General features: G+C 44.9%; 20 protein-coding genes. 13 read left to right on the forward strand and 7 right to left on the reverse strand.

The genetic code is table 11. The features are described 5' to 3' along the window. Positions 1 to 258 precede the first annotated feature (258 nt). On the reverse strand, positions 259 to 408 hold the full coding sequence (locus QUA70_RS24060) for an isochorismate synthase (protein ID WP_333326324.1): 150 nt from the start codon (positions 406 to 408) through the stop codon (positions 259 to 261). A 500-nt stretch (positions 409 to 908) separates the two neighbouring features. Between QUA70_RS24060 and QUA70_RS24065 the strand changes: the two genes are divergently transcribed. The 7 genes from QUA70_RS24065 (at position 909) to crn3 (ending at position 7,191) form a co-directional block, all read left to right on the forward strand. After that, positions 909 to 2,312 (forward strand): nicotinate phosphoribosyltransferase, encoded by a 1,404-nt coding sequence (locus tag QUA70_RS24065; protein WP_333350417.1) that lies wholly within the window; start codon positions 909 to 911, stop codon positions 2,310 to 2,312. Positions 2,313 to 2,374: 62 nt separating this feature from the next. Beyond that, positions 2,375 to 2,974: a nicotinate-nucleotide adenylyltransferase gene (locus tag QUA70_RS24070; protein WP_333350415.1), complete on the forward strand. Its 600-nt coding sequence runs from the start codon at positions 2,375 to 2,377 to the stop codon at positions 2,972 to 2,974. Then, a complete protein-coding gene (locus tag QUA70_RS24075) occupies positions 2,935 to 3,684 on the forward strand; it encodes an NrtR DNA-binding winged helix domain-containing protein (RefSeq protein WP_333060254.1) in 750 nt (249 codons plus the stop codon). Before QUA70_RS24070 ends, QUA70_RS24075 begins: the two co-directional genes overlap by 40 nt. Before the next feature lie 70 nt (positions 3,685 to 3,754). Next, positions 3,755 to 4,048, forward strand: a complete 294-nt coding sequence (locus tag QUA70_RS24080; RefSeq protein ID WP_333173470.1) for an isochorismate lyase — start codon at positions 3,755 to 3,757, stop codon at positions 4,046 to 4,048. 87 nt (positions 4,049 to 4,135) lie between these two features. After that, positions 4,136 to 5,866, forward strand: coding sequence for an NAD+ synthase (locus QUA70_RS24085; protein WP_333350413.1), 1,731 nt, complete (start codon positions 4,136 to 4,138; stop codon positions 5,864 to 5,866). Then, the gene (locus QUA70_RS24090; RefSeq protein WP_333350411.1) at positions 5,820 to 6,815 is read left to right on the forward strand and encodes a DUF192 domain-containing protein; all 996 of its coding nucleotides are present in this window, start codon (positions 5,820 to 5,822) and stop codon (positions 6,813 to 6,815) included. The genes QUA70_RS24085 and QUA70_RS24090 overlap by 47 nt, the downstream gene beginning before the upstream one ends. Positions 6,816 to 6,858: 43 nt before the next feature. After that, positions 6,859 to 7,191 carry a CRISPR-associated ring nuclease Crn3/Csx3 gene (crn3, locus tag QUA70_RS24095; RefSeq protein WP_242722629.1) on the forward strand — a complete coding sequence of 111 codons (333 nt, stop codon included), beginning with the start codon at positions 6,859 to 6,861 and terminating at the stop codon, positions 7,189 to 7,191. Positions 7,192 to 7,892: 701 nt separating this feature from the next. On the opposite strand, the gene QUA70_RS24100 is transcribed toward crn3, so the two are convergent. Further along, positions 7,893 to 8,798 carry a LysR substrate-binding domain-containing protein gene (locus QUA70_RS24100; protein WP_333326310.1) on the reverse strand — a complete coding sequence of 302 codons (906 nt, stop codon included), beginning with the start codon at positions 8,796 to 8,798 and terminating at the stop codon, positions 7,893 to 7,895. A gap of 251 nt (positions 8,799 to 9,049) precedes the next feature. Here QUA70_RS24100 and QUA70_RS24105 point away from each other — a divergent pair, with 251 nt between their 5' ends. From QUA70_RS24105 to QUA70_RS24120, 4 genes are all read left to right on the forward strand, one after another. Continuing rightward, complete coding sequence (locus tag QUA70_RS24105; RefSeq protein WP_333326308.1) at positions 9,050 to 9,946, forward strand: aspartoacylase; 897 nt, start codon at positions 9,050 to 9,052, stop codon at positions 9,944 to 9,946. A 171-nt stretch (positions 9,947 to 10,117) separates the two neighbouring features. Then, the gene (locus tag QUA70_RS24110; protein WP_333350409.1) at positions 10,118 to 11,791 is read left to right on the forward strand and encodes a S8 family peptidase; all 1,674 of its coding nucleotides are present in this window, start codon (positions 10,118 to 10,120) and stop codon (positions 11,789 to 11,791) included. Between the two features lie 135 nt (positions 11,792 to 11,926). After that, positions 11,927 to 13,639 carry a calcium-binding protein gene (locus tag QUA70_RS24115; RefSeq protein WP_333326304.1) on the forward strand — a complete coding sequence of 571 codons (1,713 nt, stop codon included), beginning with the start codon at positions 11,927 to 11,929 and terminating at the stop codon, positions 13,637 to 13,639. Between the two features lie 253 nt (positions 13,640 to 13,892). Continuing rightward, complete coding sequence (locus QUA70_RS24120; RefSeq protein ID WP_333326302.1) at positions 13,893 to 14,522, forward strand: hypothetical protein; 630 nt, start codon at positions 13,893 to 13,895, stop codon at positions 14,520 to 14,522. Between the two features lie 232 nt (positions 14,523 to 14,754). On the opposite strand, the gene ureC is transcribed toward QUA70_RS24120, so the two are convergent. The 5 genes from ureC to QUA70_RS24145 form a co-directional block, all read right to left on the reverse strand. Next, positions 14,755 to 16,512, reverse strand: coding sequence for an urease subunit alpha (gene ureC, locus QUA70_RS24125; protein WP_333326300.1), 1,758 nt, complete (start codon positions 16,510 to 16,512; stop codon positions 14,755 to 14,757). Between the two features lie 178 nt (positions 16,513 to 16,690). Then, a complete protein-coding gene (locus QUA70_RS24130; RefSeq protein ID WP_333326298.1) occupies positions 16,691 to 17,785 on the reverse strand; it encodes a glycosyltransferase family 61 protein in 1,095 nt (364 codons plus the stop codon). A gap of 364 nt (positions 17,786 to 18,149) precedes the next feature. Then, a complete protein-coding gene (locus tag QUA70_RS24135) occupies positions 18,150 to 18,467 on the reverse strand; it encodes an urease subunit beta (RefSeq protein WP_333324161.1) in 318 nt (105 codons plus the stop codon). 33 nt (positions 18,468 to 18,500) lie between these two features. Then, positions 18,501 to 18,803: an urease subunit gamma gene (gene ureA / locus QUA70_RS24140; protein ID WP_333350405.1), complete on the reverse strand. Its 303-nt coding sequence runs from the start codon at positions 18,801 to 18,803 to the stop codon at positions 18,501 to 18,503. A 154-nt stretch (positions 18,804 to 18,957) separates the two neighbouring features. Continuing rightward, the gene (locus QUA70_RS24145; RefSeq protein ID WP_333350403.1) at positions 18,958 to 19,833 is read right to left on the reverse strand and encodes an urease accessory protein UreD; all 876 of its coding nucleotides are present in this window, start codon (positions 19,831 to 19,833) and stop codon (positions 18,958 to 18,960) included. Positions 19,834 to 19,997: 164 nt separating this feature from the next. Here QUA70_RS24145 and QUA70_RS24150 point away from each other — a divergent pair, with 164 nt between their 5' ends. Both QUA70_RS24150 and QUA70_RS24155 read left to right on the forward strand, forming a co-directional pair. Next, positions 19,998 to 22,712 (forward strand): DNA methyltransferase, encoded by a 2,715-nt coding sequence (locus tag QUA70_RS24150; protein ID WP_333350401.1) that lies wholly within the window; start codon positions 19,998 to 20,000, stop codon positions 22,710 to 22,712. 236 nt (positions 22,713 to 22,948) lie between these two features. Next, positions 22,949 to 24,724, forward strand: a complete 1,776-nt coding sequence (locus QUA70_RS24155; RefSeq protein WP_333350399.1) for an ATP-binding protein — start codon at positions 22,949 to 22,951, stop codon at positions 24,722 to 24,724. Positions 24,725 to 24,808 lie beyond the last annotated feature (84 nt).

Below are 24,808 nucleotides of genomic sequence, written 5' to 3' on the forward strand. Positions count from 1 at the left end.
TTCTGTGATTTATTGCGTAAGCGTTGCTTGCCGTAGGCGTCGCATCCCTCTTTAAAAACTGTCCGGAGTATTGAATTGTGGAAGTTCAATGTAATTGGTGATTGGTAATTGTAGGTGGGGTAGAAGGAAGGGAAACCCACCTACAATTACTATTAACGGTCAAAAGTCAAAAGTTAACAGTCAACAATTAATTGTTAACTGTTGACTGTTAAACTGAATGCCTGTCCCGAACTCGCTAGAAACTGCTTGAATGGCTGCTCATTTTCTCGATTTAGAGCTTTTGGAGAGCTTACCCTCAAAAGGTTGAACTCCACTATTTGGATAGTTGTCATCGCTGGGGCTAAAAATCCGCACCGCTGCTTCCGAAACGTAACGCATCGCGTTTGCCAAAGATTTAGAAAGATTCATAGAATCTGCCTCTCTTGTCTGAGTTCTGATACTTTTAATATTACTCTGATTTTTGGGCTGTGGATGAGTTTAGCAATATTTATTTGAATTACTTATTGGTCTGCAACATAGAAGCAAGCTGAAGGTTTTAGGAATTACGCATTTTTGGACGATCGACCTTTTGCTGGTAGATTTTTCCTGGCTCAACTCAAGCACTCGTGATCGCCCTCACGACACTCAGAAACCGGGTTTTCTAACTCTATTCAAAGGCTGCAAGGAAATATTTTCGCAAAAAACCCGGAACGCTTGAGTGTTTGTGGTTAATTCCTGAGTTTGTTAAATTAAGAATTTATATGGTTTTTACCATAAAATTAATGTACAAATTAACCGAAATCCGCTATTAAAGGCCATAATCAGCGAATTTTTCCGACAAATATCTGCAATCTTCATCAAATATTTACAAAAAGATATGGTATTTGTTACTATAATTTAAAAAAAGAAGTTTGTCCGGGGTTTTTCTTATGAAAACTACCACAGAAAGCCTGCAGCTCACAGGTTTTGAAGAAATCTTAGAAGACCGGGAACTAACGGTTTCCTCAGCAGATTACAGCCTTTTGACCGATCTCTACCAGCTAACGATGGCCGCTTGTTATGTCGGGGAAGGGCTCGACGGGCGGGCCGCGAGTTTTGAATTATTCGCCCGCAGGCTGCCAGAAGGTTTTGGCTACGCGATCGCGATGGGTTTGGCGCAAGTTATTGATTATTTGGAAAAATTTCGGTTTTCGCCGGCGCAAATTGAGGCTTTGCAGTCCACTGGGATTTTTGCCGGCGCAGGAGAGCGATTTTGGACTTTACTCGCCACAGCCCGTTTCACTGGCGATGTTTGGGCGGTGCCGGAGGGGACGGCGGTGTTTGCCAACGAGCCTCTGCTGCGAATTGAGGCTCCTCTGTGGCAGGCTCAGTTAGTGGAAACTTATTTATTGAATGCCATAAATTATCAAACTTTGATTGCGACGCGGGCAGCGCGGCTGCGCGATGTGGCGGGCCCGGAGGCTAAGTTGCTGGAATTCGGGACGCGCAGGGCTTTTGGGCCTCAAGCTGCTGTGTGGGCTGCTAGGGCGGCTCTGGCTGCGGGGTTCGACGGAACTTCTAATGTTTTGGCTGCTTTGAAGTTGGGCCGCAAACCTGTAGGTACGATCGCCCATGCTTTGGTGATGGCTGTTGCCGCCCTCGAAGGCAGCGAGAATCAGGCGTTTGCAGCTTTTCACCGCTATTTTCCGGGGGCGCCGCTGCTGATCGATACCTATGATACTGTGGCGGCGGCGCGGATGTTGGCCGATCGAGTAAACAGCGGTGAAATGCAGTTGGAAGGCGTGCGGCTGGATTCGGGCGATTTGGCGGTGCTGTCTCGGGAAGTTCGATCGATCCTTCCGGGTGTTCCAATTTTTGCTAGCGGCGATTTGGACGATCGAGAAATTGCTAAATTAAAAAGTAGCGGTGCTTGCATTGACGGTTACGGTTTGGGAACAAAGTTGGTCAGCGGTTCCCCTGTGAACGGTGTTTATAAGTTGGTGGAAATTGGCGGGATTCCGGTGATGAAAGAGGCAAGTGGCAAGGTAACATATCCAGGAAGAAAGCAAATTTTTAGACATATTGAAAATGGGCAAATTCTCGGAGATTGTTTGGGATTGTCAGGAGAAAATATTAAGAATTGCGATTCTCATGTACCATTAATGAAATTGGTTGTCAAGGATGGCAAACGAGTCCAGAACCAGGAAAGTTTGGAGGATATTGCCAAACGAACTGCGGCTTCTGTCGCCAGTCTTCGACCCGAAACTCGCCAACTTGACAACCCGATTTCGCCGCCGATGGAAATTTCTACAGATTTGCAGAGTCTCACCCAAAAAACCAAAAAGAGTCAGTAGTCAGTAGTCATTAGTCAGTAGTCATCAATCAACAGTCAACAGTCAACAGTCAACAATTACCTATGCAGAAGATTGCTCTTTTTGGAACCAGTGCCGATCCACCCACAGCAGGACACAAAACAATTCTGAGTTGGCTTTCCCAACATTTTGATTGGGTAGCAGTTTGGGCGTCGGACAATCCTTTTAAGTCGCACCAAACTTCTCTAGAACACCGATCGGCAATGCTGCTGTTAATGATTCAAGAAATTAATTCGCCGAGACACAATCTTTGCTTGCATCCAGAGCTCAGCAGTCCGAGGACGCTAGAAACTGTGGAACAAGCAAGATTGCTGTGGCCGGATGCAGATTTGACACTGGTAATAGGTTCCGACTTGGTAGGGCAACTGTCTCGCTGGTACAAATTTGAACAATTGTTAAAACAAGTGGATCTGCTGATAGTACCGCGACCGGGTTATCCGTCAGAACAATTAGATTTGTGGCAGTTGAGGCGCATGGGTGCAGACGTGGCGATCGCATCTTTGAATGCTCCCAATGTTTCTTCTACCTTCTATCGGGAAACAGGAGACACCCAAGCCCTGACTCCGACCATCGAAGATTACATAAATAGGGAGCATTTGTACGCATGGCACGAGGCACGAAAAAGGGCGAAGGTTGCTCATTAGCGGACTTTAAAGTAGGAGTAGATAATGTGATTTTCTCCGTCGATGCCGTGCAGAACCGCTTGTTGGTACTGTTGGTAATGCGGCAAGACGAACCGTTTATCGATTCTTGGAGTCTTCCTGGTACTTTGGTGCGGGACGGAGAGTCTCTTGAAAATGCGGCTTACCGGATTTTGTCTGAGAAAATTCGGGTAAAAAATTTGTATCTGGAGCAATTGTATACTTTCGGAGAACCGGGGCGCGATCCTCGGGAAATTACCAGGGGTGATCGTTATCTTTCGGTTAGTTATTTTGCTTTGGTTCGCTTTGAGGAAGCTGAGTTAATTGCTGGGAGTGTAGTGGCGGGTGTGGGCCACCGCGTCGGCGGCATTGCTTGGTATCCCGTGCAACAAGTTCCTAAGCTGGCCTTCGATCACAATCAAATTCTCGAATACGGATACCGCCGACTGCGTAACAAACTTGAATACAGTCCGGTAGCTTTTGAAGTTTTGCCGGAGCTTTTTACTTTGAGCGATTTGTATCAGCTTTATACAACTATTTTGGGGGAAAGTTTTTCTGATTATTCTAATTTTAGATCTCGATTGTTAAAATTGGGTTTTTTGTGCGATACCGGGGTTAAGGTTTCGCGCGGGGCGGGCCGCCCTGCTAGTTTGTACCGCTTTGATGCGGCCGCTTTTGCTCCTTTCAAAAATAAGCCACTGGTGTTTATCTAGCTGTTCCTTGGATGACATTCGGGGAGCAATTTAGTAACATTAGAATAGAAGCTATTAAGGAGTGCAGACTATGAAAGACCCTGATGAATGCGCTAATATTCACGAAGTTCGGGAGGAAATTGATATTATCGATCGAGAAGTGATCGAGGCTTTGAGCAAGAGATTTCAATACGTCATCGCTGCAGCAAGGTTCAAAACGAGTGAAGCTAGCGTTAGATCGTTCGAGCGCTTTCACGATATGTTACAGAAGCGGCGCGAGTGGGCTCAAGAATCGGGTTTGAATCCTGATGTGGTTGAAAATATTTACCGGGATTTGGTAAATTATTATACTGAGGAAGAGTTGAAACATTACAAATCGGATTAATCTTTCGCTACATTCAAATCTAGGACTATAGGAAAGTGAGTCCGCGCGGGCGGACTGTTAGCAATATTTATTAAGTGATTTGGTGATATGAAAATTGCGATCGCACAACTCAACCCTACTATCGGTGATATCTTTGGCAACTCCAACCTAATTCTGGAGGCAGCGAAAAAAGCTGAGGTTGAGGGCGCAAACTTATTGCTAACACCGGAACTTTCCCTGATCGGTTATCCGCCGCGCGATTTGTTAATCAATCCGAGTTTCATTGCAGATGCAGGTGCACAGTTGCTGCAACTGGCGCAAGCTTTGCCACCGGAGTTGGCAGTCATAGTAGGCACGGCATTACCTAATGCTAATGCTGTTCAACTCGGCGGAAAATCATTGTTTAATAGCGCTGTTTTGTTGCAAAATGGCGCCGTCAAACAAGTTTTTCATAAACGCTTGTTGCCTACTTATGATGTATTTGATGAAGATAGATATTTTGAACCGGGCGAAAACAGCAATTACTTTTCTATTGGCGAAGTCAAAATCGGCGTGACAATTTGTGAAGATTTGTGGAACAATGAGGAGTTTTGGGGTAAACGCAGCTACGCAGGCGATCCTGTTTCCGATTTGGCAAAATTGGGTGTAGATTTAGTGCTGAATTTGTCGGCATCGCCTTATTCTGCGGGGAAGCGGGGAGTGCGATCGGCGATGTTGCAGCACAGCGTCATCCGCTGCGGGATACCGATTATTTACGCTAATCAGGTAGGGGGAAATGATGATATTATTTTTGACGGCAGCAGTTTTGGTGTGAATCGAAAGGGTGATTTGATTCAGGTATTAGGTTCTTTTGAAACGGATTTTGCGGTGCTGGAATATGACGAAAATAAACAAGATTTAATTGGCAGCGGCGGGATCGGGCAAGATGCCCGATCCACAACAGATTTAAGTTTCCATCCGGCAGAAGGAGATGCCGAAATTTGGGCGGCTTTGGTTTTGGGAGTGCGAGATTATGTCCGCAAGTGCGGTTTTTATAAGGTTGTACTCGGTTTGAGTGGCGGGATAGATTCAGCTTTGGTGGCTGCGATCGCCAGTTGCGCGATCGGGCCCGAAAATGTTCTAGGGGTGTTGATGCCTTCTCCTTACAGTTCGGATCATTCGGTTAATGATGCTTTGGAATTAGCCCGAAATCTGGGCGTTGCGATCGAACTATTGCCGATCGGCGATTTGATGAAAACTTACGATCGCACTCTCGCCGATTTGTTTGTCAATACAACTTTCGGGATTGCTGAGGAAAATATTCAATCGCGGATTCGAGGCAATTTGTTGATGGCAATTTCTAATAAGTTCGGACATTTGCTGCTTTCGACTGGGAATAAGTCGGAAATGGCGGTGGGTTACTGCACTCTCTACGGCGATATGAATGGAGGATTGGCGGTGATTTCTGATGTGCCGAAAACTCGCGTTTATTCGCTTTGTAGGTGGCTGAATTCTGGGAGTGAGAAGATTAAAAATCAGGTAAACTTGGGAAAGGAAATTATCCCGGTTAATATTATTAGTAAACCGCCGAGTGCTGAACTGAAACCTGGCCAAATTGACCAAGATTCTTTGCCGGATTACGATGTTTTGGATGACATCTTGCAGCGGTTGATCGAACATCACGAATCTGCCCAAAAAATTGTGGCTGCAGGATACGATGAAGCCGTGGTTAAACGTGTAGTAAAATTAGTGAGGCAAGCGGAGTTTAAACGGCGGCAAGCAGCCCCGGGTTTGAAAATTAGCGATCGAGCTTTTGGTACTGGTTGGCGGATGCCGATCGCCAAATCTTCCTTATATTAAACGCATCATTAAACGCAAAATGGTTAACATCGACGGTACTTTCGGCTTCGATTTTCTCCTGGGAACTCTCAGCAACGATACGATGAGAGGATTTGCAGGTAATGATACTATTCAAGGTTTGGGGGGAAACGACCGAATTTTTGGCGATCGGGAAAATGATTTGTTAGCAGGAAATGAAGGCGCTGATACGCTGTCTGGCGGGCAAGGAAGCGATACAATCTATGGAGGACAAGACTCCGATTGGATTTTTGGCGATCGGGGTAACGATTTGCTAATAGGCGGCGAAGGCGGGGATATCTTGACAGGAGGCGCGGGGGAGGATTTATTTGTGATGGAAAAAACCGCCGCCGCCTCTACTATTACTGAAGCAGATATAATTACAGATTTTGGCAACGGCAATGATAAAATTGTCTTGACCGATGGCATGAAGTTTAGCGATTTGGATCTTTCTGTTGCGGATAACCAAACTATTATGAAAGATAAAAACTCTGGTAATTATTTAGGAGTTGTTTCGGGAAATTCTAATCTGACTGAATCAAACTTTATGTCGCTGTTTGGCGGGATAGATAGGGGTCAGCTTTTGCCAATTTCGGTTAACACGATTATAGCCGATCGCGCGATCGGACTGGAAGTGGCGCAAACTCCCCAAGAACAAGCGACAGGTTTAATGTTTCGCACAGAATTACCGGATGACAGAGGAATGTTTTTCCCCATCGAACCCCCGCGAAACGTGCGTTTTTGGATGAAAAACGTGTTGATTGAGCTCGATATGGTTTTTCTGCGGGAAGGCGTCGTGCAGGCGATAATTCCTAATGTACCGCCGTGTTTCAGCGAAACCTGCCCCAACTACGGCCCGGATGTTCCCGTTGACGGAGTTATTGAACTCAGAGGCGGAAGGGCGGCCCAATTGGGACTCAAAGTTGGCGATCTGATTCCCAATTTACCCTAAAAGGTATATGATTTTATCGCAGCATTCAACATTTGTGCATCCAATGAATCCTATTGAATTAAAAATAATCTCCCATCAAACTCAAGACGGTTTAGCTTACCAACATTTGCGCTTGCGAATTACAACTCAAGACGGTATCATCACACCCGATGATTTACAAGGTTTGAAACTTCCTCAAGACGTTCAATTGAGCCAAGGAATTGTTATTGAAGGTAGAGGAGCAATTTGGCTGTACGGGTATTTAGTGCACGAATGTCATCCTGCGGCTTGGGTGGGATGTTACGATCCGCGATTAGAAGGTGCCGTGGTAGTAGCGACGCACAAGCATGAGGTATCAGTTGGACAGGTATTAAAATTGAGTTTACCAAGCGATTAAGACTCTCCGTAGCGGGTGTAGCGGCTTTGGTTTTGAATGCCAACCCGACTCTTACTCCGGCTCAAGTTGAGTATATCTTGACGACAATAGCCAACCCAAATGAGATAATAGCCTACAAAGAATAGGCAGCCACTATTCAGAAATATTAGTCGATCGCCATACACCCGCGCGAATCAGTTTTGTCCTAACCTGCGCGCGGATGGGATGTGGATGCAATCCAGCAATGGATGGCAAATATGGATTGACTTCGCAGTTATAAATTTGACAGAAATTCGGCGGTTCTAGTTGGCGAACTTGTGAAGGTCAAATTCAAAATTTTAGCAAGCAAGTAGGATGGAACATGAGTTCGCAAGTAATCCCTATACCAGGGGAGTTTCCAACAGTTGCTGCATGAAGTTGGCAAAGTTATGTTGACAGCGATAAAAGCATAACTAGGTACTGTCTTTTTGCTGGCGGGCAGACATGACAAGCGTGGAGAGTTACAAAATTTAACCTGTTTTCTACTTTCGCCAATTGCGGCAAGTAACAGTTAATACAGCATATTCCAGCTTCATGAACTACAGTAGCAGCTATATTGTGTGGTGTTAATCTGTAGGGTGCGGATCTGCGAGATATTGGATAAAACTTGCAGATTGTTAATGGCGAGGCACCTTAATTGCTTGACTTTTCAAAGCTTTTTACCTATGCCTGTTTCTCACAAATCATTTAGGATTGCTATAAATTGAGAGGGTTTTAATAATATTGAGGAATTGCTGCAAAATGGTGGACGAATGATTATGCCGCCAAACAGCAGTTAATTGAGTGGTTGTCGTTTGTTCCTGAATCTGACGATATACCACTCCTTCGCGTTGAAGATTCTGTACGTGAGATGGCAGAATGCTGATACCTGTTTCGCCTGCGACTAATCCCAAAATTGTGACCATAAAGACGGCTGTTTGAGCAACTTTAGGAACAAACCCTGCTTGCGAACATACATGGTAAATTTCCTCAGATAAGCCAGCCACAATCTGATGAAGGGGCATTACAAATTCTTGATCCTTTAGGTCGGAAAGCGAAATTTTGGATTGGGCTGTAAGCGGATGGTTTTTGGGTAAAACGACGACAAGTGGTTCTTGCGTGAGAGACATCGTTTCTAAATCATTGGCTTCAGAAATATCGTGGTAGAGATAGAGAAAAATGATATCAGTCTGGCGATCGCGCAACCTCTGAATTAGGGAAGCACTATGTTCTTCCTGCAAAATCAGTTTTACCTCTGGATATCGCTGTCGAAAAGTTCGCAGCATCTCTGGAAAGACACCATTCGCGATCGAACTGGGAAAACCCACCGTCAAATAACCCAATTCACCCTGATGAATGCGCTGGGTTTTATGTACCGCTTGTTCTAACTGTACCAAAGTTGCGCGAGCTTCTTCTAAAAACGCCTGTCCTGCTGGGGTTAGCTGAATTGGGAGAGTTTTGCGATCGAATAGCTTCACACCCAGTTCAGCCTCTAAATCTTTAATTTGTTGACTTAGGGGGGGTTGGGCAATGTGCAATCGCTCTGCAGCACGGCTAAAGCTCAGTTCGTCTGCCACTGCAATGAAGTAACGAAGATGGCGAAGTTCCATAGGTTATACGATTTTAGATTTTAGATTTGAGAATAGAACGATTGGGAATGAATGATTACTATCATGGTTTGGAGCACGGTCCTACAGTTACATTCTCTTTTGTAACGGGGATTAAATACTATATTTTTTAAGTATATTGTTATATATAAAAAAGTATTTGACATATAGCAATAACTTCTTTATCTTGAAAGTAATAGTTATAAATTTCGGCACGAAATACCCATTTAAGTATTGCTTAATGAGGATTATTCATGATTTCGCAAGTAATTCGACGAGTTGCAGTTGTGGGAGGAACCCACGGAAACGAGTTGACTGGGGTTTTTCTGATTAAGAAGTTTCAACAATTCCCAGACTTACTGAAACGATCGAGTTTTGAGGTGGTTACTCTATTAGCTAATCCTCAAGCGGTAAAGTCCAATCGGCGTTATGTTGATCGCGATTTGAACCGTTGCTTTGCCGAGGAAGATTTGTCTAACCCAGATTTGATGGGTTACGAGAACAGACGTGCTAAGGAAATCTCCGCCCAACTATGTCCGAAAGACGAACATGGGGCTGATGTGATCGTTGACCTTCACAGCACAACGGCCAACATGGGGCTGACAATTTTACCATCTAGCAAACATCCATTCAATTTGCAATTATTAGCTTATTTGAGTGAGATCGAGCCCTCACTGCGAGTTTGTTTCGGAGAGCATTCTGGTCAGGATGCCCCAATGCTTCGATCGCTCTCTGCTTTCGGTGGCACCATAGAAGTTGGGCCGATCGCCCAGGGAGTCATTAACGCCCGTCAGCTTCAGCAAACCGAAATGCTGGTTCACGCCATTCTGGATTATCTCGACGCACAAAATCGGGGAAAGCCGCTTCATATACCATCATATTTAACTGTATATCAGGCGATCGGCTCAGTAGACTATCCCAGAAATTCAGTAGGTGAACTGCAAGCTGCGATCCATCCCCAACTTCAGTTCAAAGACTATGAACCATTACATCCCGGTGAACCGATGTTTCTCACATTTACGGGAGAATCACTCCCCTATCAAGGAGAATCTACTGTTTTCCCTGTATTCATTAACGAAGCGGCCTATTACGAAAAACACATAGCGATGGTTTTGACGCAAAAACAACAGCTTCAGCTTGAAACGGCATAACTTGCCGAAAAATATGACTTTTATGAAATTAGGGTTATGACTTTTATGAACTCAAGCAATGAATTTATGAATTGACTTATCATCTCGCATCTGGAATAATCTTAATTAATTTAAAATCAAGCATTGTCTCCCCTAAACACAAGTGAATCTCAAATTATCTGGAGTGAATTTATGGAAAGTACGCTCGGTATATTTGCAATCGATCGCCAACAGCAGCTCACAGCAGCATTAACAACCTTTGGTAACAGCGGTCAGCTTAACTTTTTCACTGCATCCAGTCAATTTAATGGTAGCATCCCAACCCACGGCTTTAACACGGCTAAATTGAAAGCGAGCGCGATCGGCAGCAACGAACAACAAATAGCAAATTTTATAGTATCTCAAAATAGCGAGATTTTCAGTGACTCAGGCAGCGATCCAGCCGCTAGCGGTACATCTTTAGCTCAACAACAACCAAACTCAGAAGCCATGACTGTGGGCACAGATCCCCTCACAGGAACGAGAACGGCTAATCAGTTGAATTTATCAGACCCAGACAACTCCTTAGCCACTGCACGCAATATTGGTGTTGCTGATAACAATCGCTTCACCTTCAATGATTTTGTAGGAGTTGACGACAACGAGGATTATTACCGCTTTACTATTAACAACAATAGCGATTTAAGCTTACGTATCGATGTTTTGAATGGGGCAGGGATCGAGTTAATTCAAGATAAAAATCGCAACGGTGAGGCTGATTATGATGAACTTCTTGGCAGCGATTATGCCTCAGCAGGTGCATCCGGCGAGATAAATTTCTTCAACCTGACTCCTGGAGATTACTATGTCGCAGTTTATAGTTACTTTGACTATAAGAATTACAACCTGAATCTTGCTGCCACGCCTGGTACTGGTTTTAGCAGCAATTACGGATACGGTTTAGTGGATGCAAATGCAGCAGTAGCCCGCACTTTTAACAGTCCAGTTAAGTTCCCCGAAGTTCCTAATTTGGGCGGGAATGATTGGGCAAGAGAGATGGTAAATGCGCCGGAAGTTTGGCAGGGGGGAATTACCGGAAATGGCATCGTAGTCGCTGTTGTCGATAGCGGTGTTGACTACACCCATCCCGATTTAGATGCCAATATTTGGCAGAATGCGGGTGAGATTCCCAATAACGGTATTGACGACGATCGCAACGGATATATTGATGATATTCAGGGTTGGGATTTTGTGTGGAACGACAACAACCCAATGGATTGGGACGGTCATGGGACTCACGTAGCAGGCGCGATCGCGGCCGAACGAAATGATTTTGGCATAACTGGAGTTGCCTACAATGCAAAGATTATGCCTGTAAGAGTTTTGCCGGCATTTGGCTATGGGAACTTCAATAATTTTGCTGCTGGAATTCGCTATGCTGCTGATAATGGAGCTAATGTAATTAACTTTAGTATTGGTGGCTGGTCGCCTAGCATGGAGGTTGATGAGGCAATTCAGTACGCAACTAACAAAGGAGTGGTTGTCGTCATGGCAGCAGGAAATGATGGTTTTAGCGAACCAGCTTATCCTGCTAGAGATGCCGATAGCTTCGGAATTGCCGTAGGAGGAATTGATATAAATGGCAGGATGGATGAATTCTCTAACCGTGCAGGTTCCCGACCTTTGGATTACCTAATTGCACCGGGAGTAGACATCTTTTCTACAACTCCCTATAACACCTACGAAACCTACAGCGGCACATCGATGGCAGCCCCTCACGTGGCGGGTGTAGCGGCTTTAGTTTTGAATGCCAATCCGAATCTAACTCCGGCTCAGGTTGAGCAAATTTTGACTTCAACAGCCAACCCAAATGAGATAATAGCCTAGAAAAAATAGGCAGCAACTATTCAGAAACATTAGTCGATCGCCCTACAACCGCGGGAATCTGTTTTGTCAGAAGCTTCGGCCGAGCGACAAAACTCTCGTCTATTTAGCAAATTTGCAATTTTAGTGTAAGGACTTATGACTATTACTCGCGTCTCTGTAGACTCAGCAGGCAATCAGGCGAACGGCTTCTCCAACAATTCCTCCATCTCAGCCGATGGGCGGTTTGTAGCATTTCAATCTAATGCCTTCAACCTCGTGCCCGGGGATACTAACGGTAGCAGCGACATCTTCGTGCGGGACACGCTCACCAATACCACCACCCGCGTCTCAGTAGACTCAGCAGGCAATCCGGGGAACAGCTTCTCCTTCTCTCCCTCCATCTCAGCCGACGGGCGGTTTGTAGCATTTCAATCTAATGCCTTCAACCTCGTGCCGGGGGATACTAACAATCTCTATGACATCTTCGTGCGGGACTTGTCAACCAATACAACTACCCGCGTCTCTGTAGACTCAGCAGGCAATCCGGGGAACGGTAGCGTCACCTATTCCTCCATCTCAGGCGACGGAAGGTTTGTAGCGTTTGAATCTAATGCCACCAACTTCGTGCCGGGGGATACTAACAATGCTGGCGACATCTTCGTGCGGGACACGCTCACCAACACCACCACCCGCGTCTCTGTAGACTCAGCAGGCAATCAGGCAAACGACTTCTCTCTATTCCCCTCGATCTCCGCCGACGGGCGGTTTGTGGCGTTTACTTCTTCTGCAACAAACCTCGTGCCGGGGAATACTAACAATGCTGGCGACATCTTCGTGCGGGACTTGTCAACCAATACAACTACCCGCGTCTCAGTAGACTCAGCAGGCAATCCGGGGAACAGCAGCTCCCTCTATCCCTCCATCTCAGGCGACGGGCGGTTTGTGGTGTTTACTTCTTCTGCAACAAACCTCGTGCCGGGAGACACGAACAATGCTCAGGATGTCTTCGTGCGGGACTTGTTAACCAATACCACCACCCGCGTCTCTGTAGACTCAGCAGGCAATCAGGGGGACAAAACCTCCTTCGCTGCTCCCTCCATCTCAGCCGACGGGCGGTTTGTGGCGTTTAACTCTGATGCTTCCAACCTGGTGCCGGGGGATACTAACAATCAAACCGACATCTTCCTGCGGGACTTGTTAACCAATACCACTACCCGCGTCTCTATAGACTCAGCAGGCAATCAGGGGAACAGCTTCTCCGCCGACATCTCCGCCATCCCGGCGAACGGGCCGAAAGTCTCGGCGAACGGACAGAAAGTGTCGTTTGAATCTGATGCCTCCAACCTCGTGCCGGGAGACACGAACAATGCTAAGGATGTCTTTGTTTCTGACATCGGCAGCACTCCAGGTGGCAGCAATAACCCTCCAAACGTCATCAACGGCACGGACGGCAACGACAACCTGACTGGCACTCCCGGCAACGATATCATCAACGGTTTGGCAGGCAATGACGTGCTGACTGGTTTGCGGGCCAACGATATCATCAATGGTGGCGACGGTAGCGATAACCTGTCTGGGGGAAAAGGTTTTGACACCCTCAACGGCGGCTTGGGCAACGATATTCTAGTCGGTGGCGCGGGCAAAGATGTATTTGTTTTAGCTGCGGGGTTGGGAGTTGATACAATCTCTGATTTCGGCAACGCTCAAGATACCATTCAATTAATCAACGGCTTGACCTTCGGACAGCTATCAATTTCCGCTGGAACTAACGGCACATTAATTGGATTAGCTAGCAGCGGTGAAATTTTAGCTGCTTTGACAGGTGTTGCTCCCAATCTCATCGGCCCTGAAGATTTCGTCTCTGTTTAAATATCTGTAGATTCTCAATTGCCTGCTGTAGAAACACAGCAATGCTTTGTCCTTTCACCGAATATCTCACCTTTACTCAAAGAAGACGATCCGGACTTACGCACTCCGACAGAGAAACCGGGTTTTTTACCGAATCTGCGGGTCACAACGCAGTATTTTCGTAAAAAACCCGGTTTTTGAACCCCCATGCACAAGCCCTAGCAAAAAATGGTTTGACGCGCAATATACTGTTGTTAGCTTTTAGTTATTAATTATGGCAAATTATAAAACAGTTTTTTTGTTCAATAGTGTAACTTTAGTGCTAGTTGGGATAGTGACGGCGTGTCTGAATTTATTCGGTTCTTCGGTAAAAGGGTTATTTTTGCCGCCTTGCTCTGCCACGTATCCGGGTGCAGGTTTCTTTTTCTTGGCGTTTCAAATGTTATTTTATTTATCGGTAATGGTGTGCGCTTTTACCTTTGGATTGCTGAGAATTATTCAACCAGAGCGCCCAGAAAATCGATTTATTTTATATTCGGCACTGTTTGCGGGTTGCTTTCTGTTCAATGAAGTTTTTCGCACCCATGTTCATCTGGGACGTGCGGGTTTTCCGAAAGTGACAATTGTCATATTTTACGCCGTGCTGGCAATTGCATACGGATTAGCTTTTCGGAGACAAATTCGCTCGACTCCCTATGCTTTACTGCTGAGTGGCGTTGGTTTGCTATTTGTTGCCTTTTTTGCAGAAGCGCTGCCGTTAAAAAACGAGATTGTTTCGAGCTTGCTGGAGGGAATACCGAAGCTGTTGAGCGGGATTAATATTGCACTTTATTTTTGGTTTGTGTGCCAGGGTTTGATAGTGCGATCGCTCAATTATTCTAACACGAAATCAAATCCAGAATGAAGTAAGATGAAGATTTGCTGTTGGGTGGGGGCGGGTTTTTGAGATTGTCTATTTTTGGCAAATATTGTTTGTAAAACCCGCCCCTACATGATTGTATAATCGGTTAAAACTGAGATATTGCACAAGTGTCAGTTAGCCTTTTATGAACAGGCAAGATGCCTGTTCCACAAAATATAAATTTTATTGTGGAACAGGCATCTTGCCTGTTGCTGACAATGGTGCAAGATATCAGTTAAAACAAAAAGTACCGCTGCGCCATTGGCAAAATTGTTGCCGGTTCGCAAGTTAACAATTCCCCATCCGCCCTGACTTCATAAGTTTCTGGATCGACTTCCATTTGTGGCAAATAATCGTTGAGTTTCATGTCTCTTTTACTAATTTGTCGCGTCCCGGAAACTGCTACAGTGGGCTTTTGCAAACCGAGCTGTGCGGCAATATCTCGATCGCACGCAGCCTGAGAAACAAACGTCAGACAAGTCGCGCCAATCGCCCCGCCAAAACTGCCAAACATCGGCCGCATATGCACCGGTTGTGGCGTGGGAATGCTGGCGTTAGCATCTCCCATCTGCCCGTAGGCGATCGCCCCTCCTTTAATTACCAACTCCGGTTTCACCCCAAAAAAAGCCGGTCGCCACAAACACAAATCCGCCAATTTCCCCTCTTCCACCGAACCTACATACTGACTAATTCCGTGAGTAATCGCCGGGTTAATTGTATATTTTGCAATGTACCGCTTCGCCCGAAAATTGTCATTCTCTCCCCTAGTGGAACGGCTATCTTGCCCGTCTAAATCACCTGTGGAACGGGCATCTTGCCCGTTCAAAATTCCCCTTTGAACCTTCATTTTATGAGCCGTTTGCCAAGTCCGAATAATCACTTCCCCAACTCTTCCCATCGCCTGCGAGTCAGAAGAAATCATACTAAACGCACCTAAATCGTGCAAAATATCCTCAGCAGCAATAGTTTCCCTTCTAATTCTCGATTCAGCAAAAGCCACATCTTCAGGAATGCCTCGATCCAAATGGTGGCAAACCATCAACATATCTAAATGTTCTTCTAAAGTATTGACAGTGTAAGGGCGAGTCGGGTTAGTTGACGAAGGCAAAACATTAGCTTGGCCGCAAACTTTAATAATATCCGGTGCGTGTCCGCCACCAGCACCTTCGGTATGGTAAGTATGAATAGCTCGATTCTTAAACGCCGCAATTGTAGCTTCCACAAATCCCGCTTCATTGAGAGTATCCGTGTGAATTGCAACTTGCACGTCGTACTCGTCAGCTACACTCAAACAAGTATCGATCGTTGCTGGTGTAGTTCCCCAATCTTCGTGGAGTTTCAAACCCATTGCACCTGCTAATATTTGTTCAATTAATGCTTGGGGTTGACTGGTATTTCCTTTACCTAAAAACCCTAGATTTACGGGGAAAGCGTCAGCAGCTTGCAGCATTCTGTACATATGCCAGGGCCCCGGAGTACAAGTTGTGGCGTTTGTACCCGTTGCAGGGCCTGTGCCACCCCCGATCATTGTCGTGATGCCGGAGGCGATCGCCACTTCAATTTGCTGCGGACAAATAAAGTGAATGTGAGTGTCAATTCCCCCAGCGGTGAGAATCATTCCTTCGCCCGCAATTACTTCAGTACCAGGCCCGATAATAATATCTACCCTATCTTGAATATAAGGATTCCCGGCTTTACCAATTTTGTAAATTTTGCCGTCTTTAATGCCGACATCTGCTTTAACAATTCCCCACCAATCTAATATTAAAGCATTAGTAATTACCGTGTCAACAGCGCCGTCAGCATTAGAAATAGGCGATTGTCCCATACCGTCGCGGATGACTTTGCCACCACCAAATTTAACTTCATCCCCGTAGGTTGTGAAGTCTTGTTCAACTTCAATGAATAATTCTGTATCGGCTAACCGGACGCGATCGCCCACCGTCGGCCCGAAGGTTTCCGCGTAAGCGCGGCGATCCATTCTGTAACTCATGCTCGCTCCTAATATTAATAAATTTTTAGTTAGCATTTGAGACCCACTTGAATTATACTATGAGGCTAGTTCCTCACTCTGAGATTAGTAAAAAAAATCCAACATTAAGCAAGCTTTAAACGCCCATCGTCATCAATTATTCCCAATCGCAAATCGAAAATGCTATGAAGCGGCAAATTTACTCCAGCATTTTCTGGATTTCCCTTTTCAAAATCTCCACATCTACCGTCATATCCATGCCAATGAAACTCCAATCTTCCCCTACATTGTTGTCATCAACCATACGGGAGTATTCTAATCCCAATAGCTGGCAAATGTAATAGAAATATGGCGGAGTGTACCCTCCATAAAAGAATTCTAATACTTTCGTTCCTCGCTGACACCACAGCAAATTTGTAAAACCAGCCCCGTGAGGGCCGACAACCACCGCGGCTTCTGCAAACAGACGAATTTGTTCATCGACAGTGCGCGAGATATCTTCCAAAATTTCAAAATCAAATTCTTTCAAAACCTCTCGCACTTGTACTTCATTTTTAACCTGACGCCGGCCACTTCTAGACAAATATAGTTTTCTATAAGGCTTTACCTTTTCCTTAAGACAGAATTTTTTCCGCAAAAGCTCTATATCGTAAGGACTGGGAAAATACCAGTCTTGATTGTTTCCCACCACAACACTTTCTGCATGATATCCCGTATCTCTAGCCCGAGTGTCGATTAGTGAACTTTCAGGAATACCGAGTTTGGTCATAAAGCCCAACTCAAAATCTGTATGCCGTAAAGGATAACAAATTTTGGCTTGTCGCCAAATTTCTTTACCTAAAGCCTCCTCAATTCGACAAAGTTTAGCCAGCACAAAAATGACATAATCATAATAACTACACCACAAATGCGACCAAGGAGCAACTACCAGCGTATAGGTAATTTTGTTAGGTTTGTAAGGCCATTCCAGAATGCCCGCACCGCTAATGCGAAAATCCAAGTCTAAAAGCAACTTGTTATTCAGCAGCGTGTTGCCCGAAGTACAAATAGTTAGAGAATTTATTTTTTGATTCAGGGAAATCTTCCAAACATAATCTGGGTCAAAAGACACGGTTTTTTCAGTGGCAAAAAACCGAGAAGGCACTTTATTTACCGAGGCTAATGCGGGTATATTGAGGGGTTCGTGCTGCTTTTTGTAAACGATGCTGTCATCTAACAATTTGATGCTGGTGCGCCGATCTAACGGGGTTCTCCAGACACGCCTTGATGTTGCCAGCAAGCTCTGCTTCAACATCTGTTTTATGTGGTCAACCAATTGTGGGTTCATCACGCGCTTGTGCTGTATATCTTTGCAGTTTTTACAACCACTGTAGATGCAAACTGCAAATTTAAACTCGCTCAAAAGTCGGAGATTGAACTAACAAAAGAAAGCCCGAAGGCACTTATACACAAGGCAGAGAAAAAGTTGTGAGAGGGCTTTGTCACTCTCCAGGCATAGGGCTGGAAATGACACCATGTTAGATTGGGGATTGCGGATGACTTATTACTATCATGGTGTGGATATTTCCTACAGTTGCATTCTTTTTGGAAACTGGCAGAACTTTGAAATTAAAAAGTTTCAAATTCAAAACTCAACAATCGTGAACGGTCATCGGGCTTCATACTTCAGCATCCAGATGACCGTTCACTTTTCCATTAAAGCCGTAGACTTGACGACTACCTACAAAAGGTACTAATTGCACTTCCCTTTCATCTCCCGGTTCAAACCTGACTGCTGTACCTGCGGGGATATCCAATCGCATTCCTTTTGCTTGTTCTCGATTAAATTCTAAGGCTTCATTAGCTTCGTAAAAGTGATAGTGCGAGCCAACTTGTATAGGTCGATCGCCTTTATTTGCTACCACCAATGACACGATTTTACGACCTGCATTTAGTTCAATTTCGCCTGCTGAAACAATCATTTCTCCTGGAATCATTTTTTCTTCCTGTGAGTCTCTGTGGTTGATTTGTTAACGGATCGGATCGTGTAGTGTAACGAGTTTAGTTCCATCGGGAAAAGTCGCCTCCACCTGGACTTCATGCACCATTTCTGGTATCCCTTCCATCACATCTTCCCGCGTCAAAAGAGTGGTTCCATAACTCATTAAATCGGCGACGGTGAGGCCGTCTCTGGCTCCTTCTAAAATGGCGGCGGAAATGTAGGCTAGTGCTTCTGGATAGTTTAATTTTAAACCTCTTTGTTTCCGGCGCTCTGCTACCAGGGCGGCGGTGAAAATCAGCAGCTTGTCTTTTTCTTGGGGGGTGAGTTGCATTTTTATTGGGGTAAGGGCGATCGCATTATTTGATTATGATAATATCTTTTACGGTTGTTTGTGAATGATTTAACCGCAAAGGGCGCAGAGAGAGAAGAGAGAGATGAATAATCTAGTTAGGAGGGCAACTATACATTGAAACTCAATGATCATCCTATTTTATCCAAACTCTGGGCAAACAGCAAGGGCGTTGTGAAAAAGACAAGCGCAGCAACTGCCAAATGTTGACAAACCAGTCTCTAGCTGCAGTTGTGGATGTACCGCGATATCGGCACAGCAAACCGTTAGGAATACGAGTCACGCCGACTGTGGAATTACCAGGATACATTGTTGCCTCGGATGGCAAATTTCGCACTTTTTCCACGAGTTCGGCTGTAACAGGTTCGCCTACCCAAGCTAGGGTGGCGACTACGGGTTTTCCTGCGAGGCCGTGAGGACTTTCGAGCATTTTTTCTCGACTTTTGAGCAATTGTCTGTCAATCCATAAAGGGCTGTTTTGTTGCCAAACTTCGGTGTGCGATCGCCATTCTCCAGACAAGAACTTTTCGCCCCTTGCACTGCGTCCAAATCTGGTAATTTCCCACAGTAAAATCCTCGCTGTTGGTGCTAAGTCTACCCGCAAATTTTGCCGATATATTGCGCCGTCAAAAACTATTGTTTCCTGTGGCAGCCATTCTAAACTAGCACCGGCTTCTAGTTGGATGTCGATATTTTGTTGTGATTCTAGTCCCCTGCTGCGATAGATTTTACCAGCGGCGGCGCTGGTAATCAAGGCTTTGGCGTTGGGTTGGAGGTGAAAATGGCTGGAAAGTCGATCGCCCCCGACAACTCCCCCAGCCGTGTGCAAGATGACGCTGTGACAAACGTCTTTCCCTTCAGGATAAAACGGGCGCTGCACCTTGAGGGGCGCTTGCATTTGATTGTGAATGATTTGAGTTGCGCCACCGCAGTTAGCGTAGGCTAAATTCAGGCGACCGTGCCATCCAGTTTGAATGTTATTTGTAGGTGTGTCAGTCGAGTTTTGAATCACAGATTTTTAGGATTGAATAATAAAGATTATTAACAATATAGTATTACTACCCGCTACCCAACATTCCGCCAGGGAATGAATTCCCTAGCGGTCTATGACAAAAGATAACAATAATACAAGATAGCAGATTATACTAATTAATATGCGTTTTAAATTATCCTCCCATGCCAGCAACCCCTGAAAGCCTCCAGAAATTCGTTACCTACTGCCAACAACACATTACAGGCGATGAAAAAGGACAAGCACAGGTATTTTTAGACCGCTTCTTTCGGGCTTTCGGCCACGATGGGGCATTAGAAGCAGGCGCAACCTATGAGGAACGCATAGAGAAAAGTAGCAAAAAAGGTCAAATGGGATTTGCTGATTTGGTGTGGAAAAAGCACGTTTTGATTGAAATGAAAAAGCGCGGTGAAGATTTGACTAAAAGAGAACACCGCACCCAAACAGAACGCTATTATATTCGCCTCAAAAAAGACGATCGCCCGCGCTACGTGATGATGTGCAATTTTGACGAGTTTCACATTTACGATTTCGACCTTCAGCCGGATCAGCCTGTAGACATTATATCCCTAAAGCAATTGCCCGCGCGATCGCCCGCTTTTGCCTTCATGGAATCTACCAGCCGCCGCCCCATATTCAAAAACAACCAAGTCGAGATTACCGAAAAGGCTGCTAGCAGAATGGGGATGCTGCTGGAAATGCTAATCGATCGCGGCCAAGAGCGCAAATTTGCTAAATTTAATCAGTTTCAGGCACAGCGATTTGTGTTGCAGTGCGTCTTAGCAATGTTTGCCGAAGATAGGGGACTTTTGCCGCCGGCACTCTTTACTCGCTGCGTCAAAGATTGTCTGGAAGGAGCAAGTTCTTACGATGTCTTGGGCGGCTTATTTCAAGCCATGAATCAGCACGGAGTCACGCCCGCAGGACGTTATGAAGGAGTCGAGTATTTCAACGGCGGATTATTTTCGGAAATACACCCCATTGAACTGCAACAGGGAGAGTTGAAAATATTAGAAGTTTGTGCCGAACAAAATTGGAGTCAGGTACGCCCTTCTATTTTTGGCAATATCTTTGAATCGGCTTTGAAAACCGATAAAAAACAGCGCCGCGCTTACGGGATTCACTTTACTACAGAGGGAGACATTCGCCGCATTGTTCTGCCCACAATTAGCTATTACTGGGAAGAGCGAATTAACGCTGCAAATACCGTAGCCAAACTGCAAAATCTGCACCAACAATTAGGTCGCTATCGCGTCCTAGATCCGGCTTGCGGTTCGGGTAATTTTCTGTATGTAGCTTATCAGGAACTTAAGCAAGTTGAAAAGTTACTTTTAGATAAGCTAAACGAGTTCGACGGTACAAGAGGTTATATGAATTTAGTCACGCCGCAGCAATTTTACGGCATGGATATTAACTCGTTTGCAGTGGAGTTGGCGCGGGTGACGCTGATGATTGGCCGCAAGGTGGCGATCGATAATTTAGGATTGAAAGAACCTTCTCTGCCTTTAGATACTTTGGATAAAAATATTGTCTATGCTGATGCTTTATTTACTGATTGGGTGAAGGCTGACGCGATTATCGGCAATCCTCCGTTTTTAGGCGGAAAGCACATGAGGATTGCCCTGGGAGATGAATATATTGACCGCGTGTTTAAACGTTTTCCTGATGTGAAAGATTCGGTTGATTTTTGTGCTTATTGGTTTCGCATTGCTCACAATAATTTAGAACTCAATGGCAGGGCTGGTTTAGTTGCTACTAATTCAATTAGTCAAGGTAAAAGTCGTGCTGCTGCTTTAGATTATGTCGCGCAGAATGGCGGTCACATTTATGCAGCCGTTTCTACTCAGCCTTGGTCGGGGGAAGCTAAGGTTCATGTTAGTTTGATTAACTGGAGCAAGGAAAAGCCGAAACTTTATTATTTAGATAACCTCGCGGTTTCTAGTATCAACTCTTCGTTGCAAGCTACGATTGATGTTTCTCAAGCTGCCCGGTTGTCAGCGAATTTAAACAAATGCTTTCAAGGTGTAATTCCGGTGGGCATGGGCTTTATCGTTACTCAACAACAGGTTAATGATTGGATTAAATCAGATGCGAAAAATCAAGAGGTTCTTAAATTTTTTTCAATGGGTGCAAATCTAGCAAAGAATCCTAACGGTATGCCGGAACGCTGGATTATTGACTTCAATGATATGAGCATTGAAGAAGCGAGTGAATATGTGCTGCCTTTTGAGTATGTGAAAGCTAATGTAAAGCTCGAACGGGATAATAATCGAGATGCACGATCCCGAATGTACTGGTGGAAATTTTTGCGATCGCGTTCAGAAATGAGAAAGGCGATCGCCCCTTTATCTCACTACTTTGCAGTTCCAGAGGTATCCAAATGGGCTGTTTTCGTTCCTTGCTGTTGTGAATGGCTGCCCGGAAATAAAACTAAAGTCGTTGCTTCTGATGATTTTTATGTTTTTGGCATCCTAACATCTAAAGTTCACCGAATTTGGATGCACGCTCAAAAATCCACTCTCAAAGCAGATATCGCTTACACCCACAATACCTGCTTTGAAACTTTCCCATTTCCGCAGACACCGACTGGTCAATCAGTAGAGGAAATTCGGGCAACGGCGGTCGAATTGCATCAATACCGCACTCAACAAATGCCAGCCAAGCAGTGGGGAATTACTCAACTTTACAATAAATTTTTTGAAGAACCAACAAGTCAGCTCTTTAAACTTCATGCTAAGCTCGATCGACAAGTAATGCAAGCTTACGGATTTACTGACAGCGACGATATTTTAGCAAAAGTGCTGGAATTAAACCTAGAACTGGCAGAAAAAGAAAAACGGGGAGAATCGGTAGTTGGGCCTTGTGTCCCAACTGACTAGAAATACTAATCGCTGTAATCATAAGTTTTGTAACTTTGCGTATAATCACATAGATTGTTGATAGAGATCACAAGCACTCTAGTCTAAAAACAGAGATACTAGGGGAAGAGTTAAGTTTTGAGTTAAAGATTTCCCAATTCAAAATTAAACACTCAAAACTGTTTTTCGCCTTCAGCATAAGTGCATTCTGCTTTTCTTCGCTCAATTACTCCTGATTTGTTTGGGAGGAACTGCCAATGTTATTATTTACCCACACTCAGTCCCTAGATAGCACAGTAGAGCAAGAAACCTCTGCTAAAAAAAACTTGTTACAGCATTCATCTATTAATTTAACTGGGCTAAAGGGAGGAGTTAACCATTTGCGGATCGGTCAAAAAATTAGCTATGGCTATGCTTTAGCTATAGGCATAGCGATTTTGGGAACTGGTGCGGGACTGAGATTGGGAGACTACTTTCGCAAGCAAGCTTTAGTTCAGGTAAATGTTGCTGGGCAGCAGCAGCAAATGCTGCAAAATTTGCAAAATACCGTATTTGAAGCCCGATCGCACGCGGCGAGATTGCCAGTCGTTTTGGGAAACGCCGTGTGGCTGCAATACGAACACGATCGCTTTCTCGGGCAAATCAATCAGGCGAAAATCCTGCTTTCAGAAATTGAATCTTTCGCACGAGAAAATCCCGATAGACTAGCAACAGAAGAGGCTACATTGCAGGCTCTCTTGAAGAAATCTGCCCTCGTCATTGATTACTACGGTCAGCTAATTAAATTGCAGTTAAAAGAAGCGGAAGTTTGGAATTTGCAGCCCAACAGCCTCGAATCCGCACAGCTACAAATGTTGAGGACTAGCAGTGGCCAAGAAGCGATCGTACTAGATAACCTTGCTCAGAGTTTAACCGAGCTAATTTCTACAGTAGAAACTCACAAACAGCAAGGAATCCAAGCATTAGAACAAGCTGAAAATTTGCGAAACCGAATTATTATCGGGAGTATGCTAATTTCAGCACTCATCGCCGTCGTGCTAGCGGACAAAACCAGCCGCGCGATCGCCCAACCCCTCGAAACCGTTACTAATTTTGCTCAGCAAGTCACTCGCGAATCCAATTTTAACCTGCAAGTACCAGTCACAACAGACGACGAAATCGGAGTTTTAGCGGCCTCTTTCAATCAATTGATTCAGCGAGTTAGCGAATATACACAAGAACTAAAACAAACTCAATCCCAATTAATTCAGACCGAAAAAATGTCATCTCTCGGTCAAATGGTTGCAGGGATCGCCCACGAAATCAACAATCCCGTCAACTTCATCGGCGGCAACATTGACTATGCCAACCAATACATCGAAGATTTGGCAGATTTGGTAACTCTCTATCAAGAATATTATCCCAACCCACCAGATGCCATTTTAGAGCGCATCGAAGACATTGAACTCGAATTTCTCAGAGAAGATTTACCAAAAACCCTCTCTTCGATGAAAATGGGAGCCGATCGCATCCGTGAAATTGTCGTATCCATGCGGAATTTTTCGCGATCTGACGACGGAAAAATGAAATTAGCCGACATTCACGAAGGAATAGACAGCACCCTCGTAATTCTCAATCACCGGCTCAAACAAGGTATTCAAGTTATTAAACAATACGGCAAGTTGCCTGCTGTTGAGTGCTATCCAGCCCAACTGAATCAAGTATTTATGAATATTATCAGCAATGCCATAGATGCGCTGGAGGAGGTAAAAAAGGGAGACAAAGGCTATGCGCCAACGATTTGGATTAGCACGGAAGTTACGGCGGACAATACTGTCACCGTCAAGATTCGGGATAACGGGCCGGGAATTGCGTCCGCCAGTGTCCAACAGATATTTGACCCGTTTTTTACTACAAAGTCGATCGGCAAAGGTACTGGATTGGGATTGGCTATTTCCTATCAAATCCTTGCCAAGCATCAAGGCAAAATTGAGGTAAATTCTCAAATAGGACCGGGCACGGAATTTGTGATTACTTTGCCAGTTGCTGCGTAATAAGCTGTTAAGTAGGGCTTGCTGAATAAGCCTAAAACCCTTACCTCAAAAGACTTTGACTCGCGTTCGGCGTTGACAACGTGT

Origin of the sequence: Microcoleus sp. LAD1_D5 (assembly GCF_036702115.1) — a bacterium.
Classification (GTDB): domain Bacteria; phylum Cyanobacteriota; class Cyanobacteriia; order Cyanobacteriales; family Microcoleaceae; genus Microcoleus.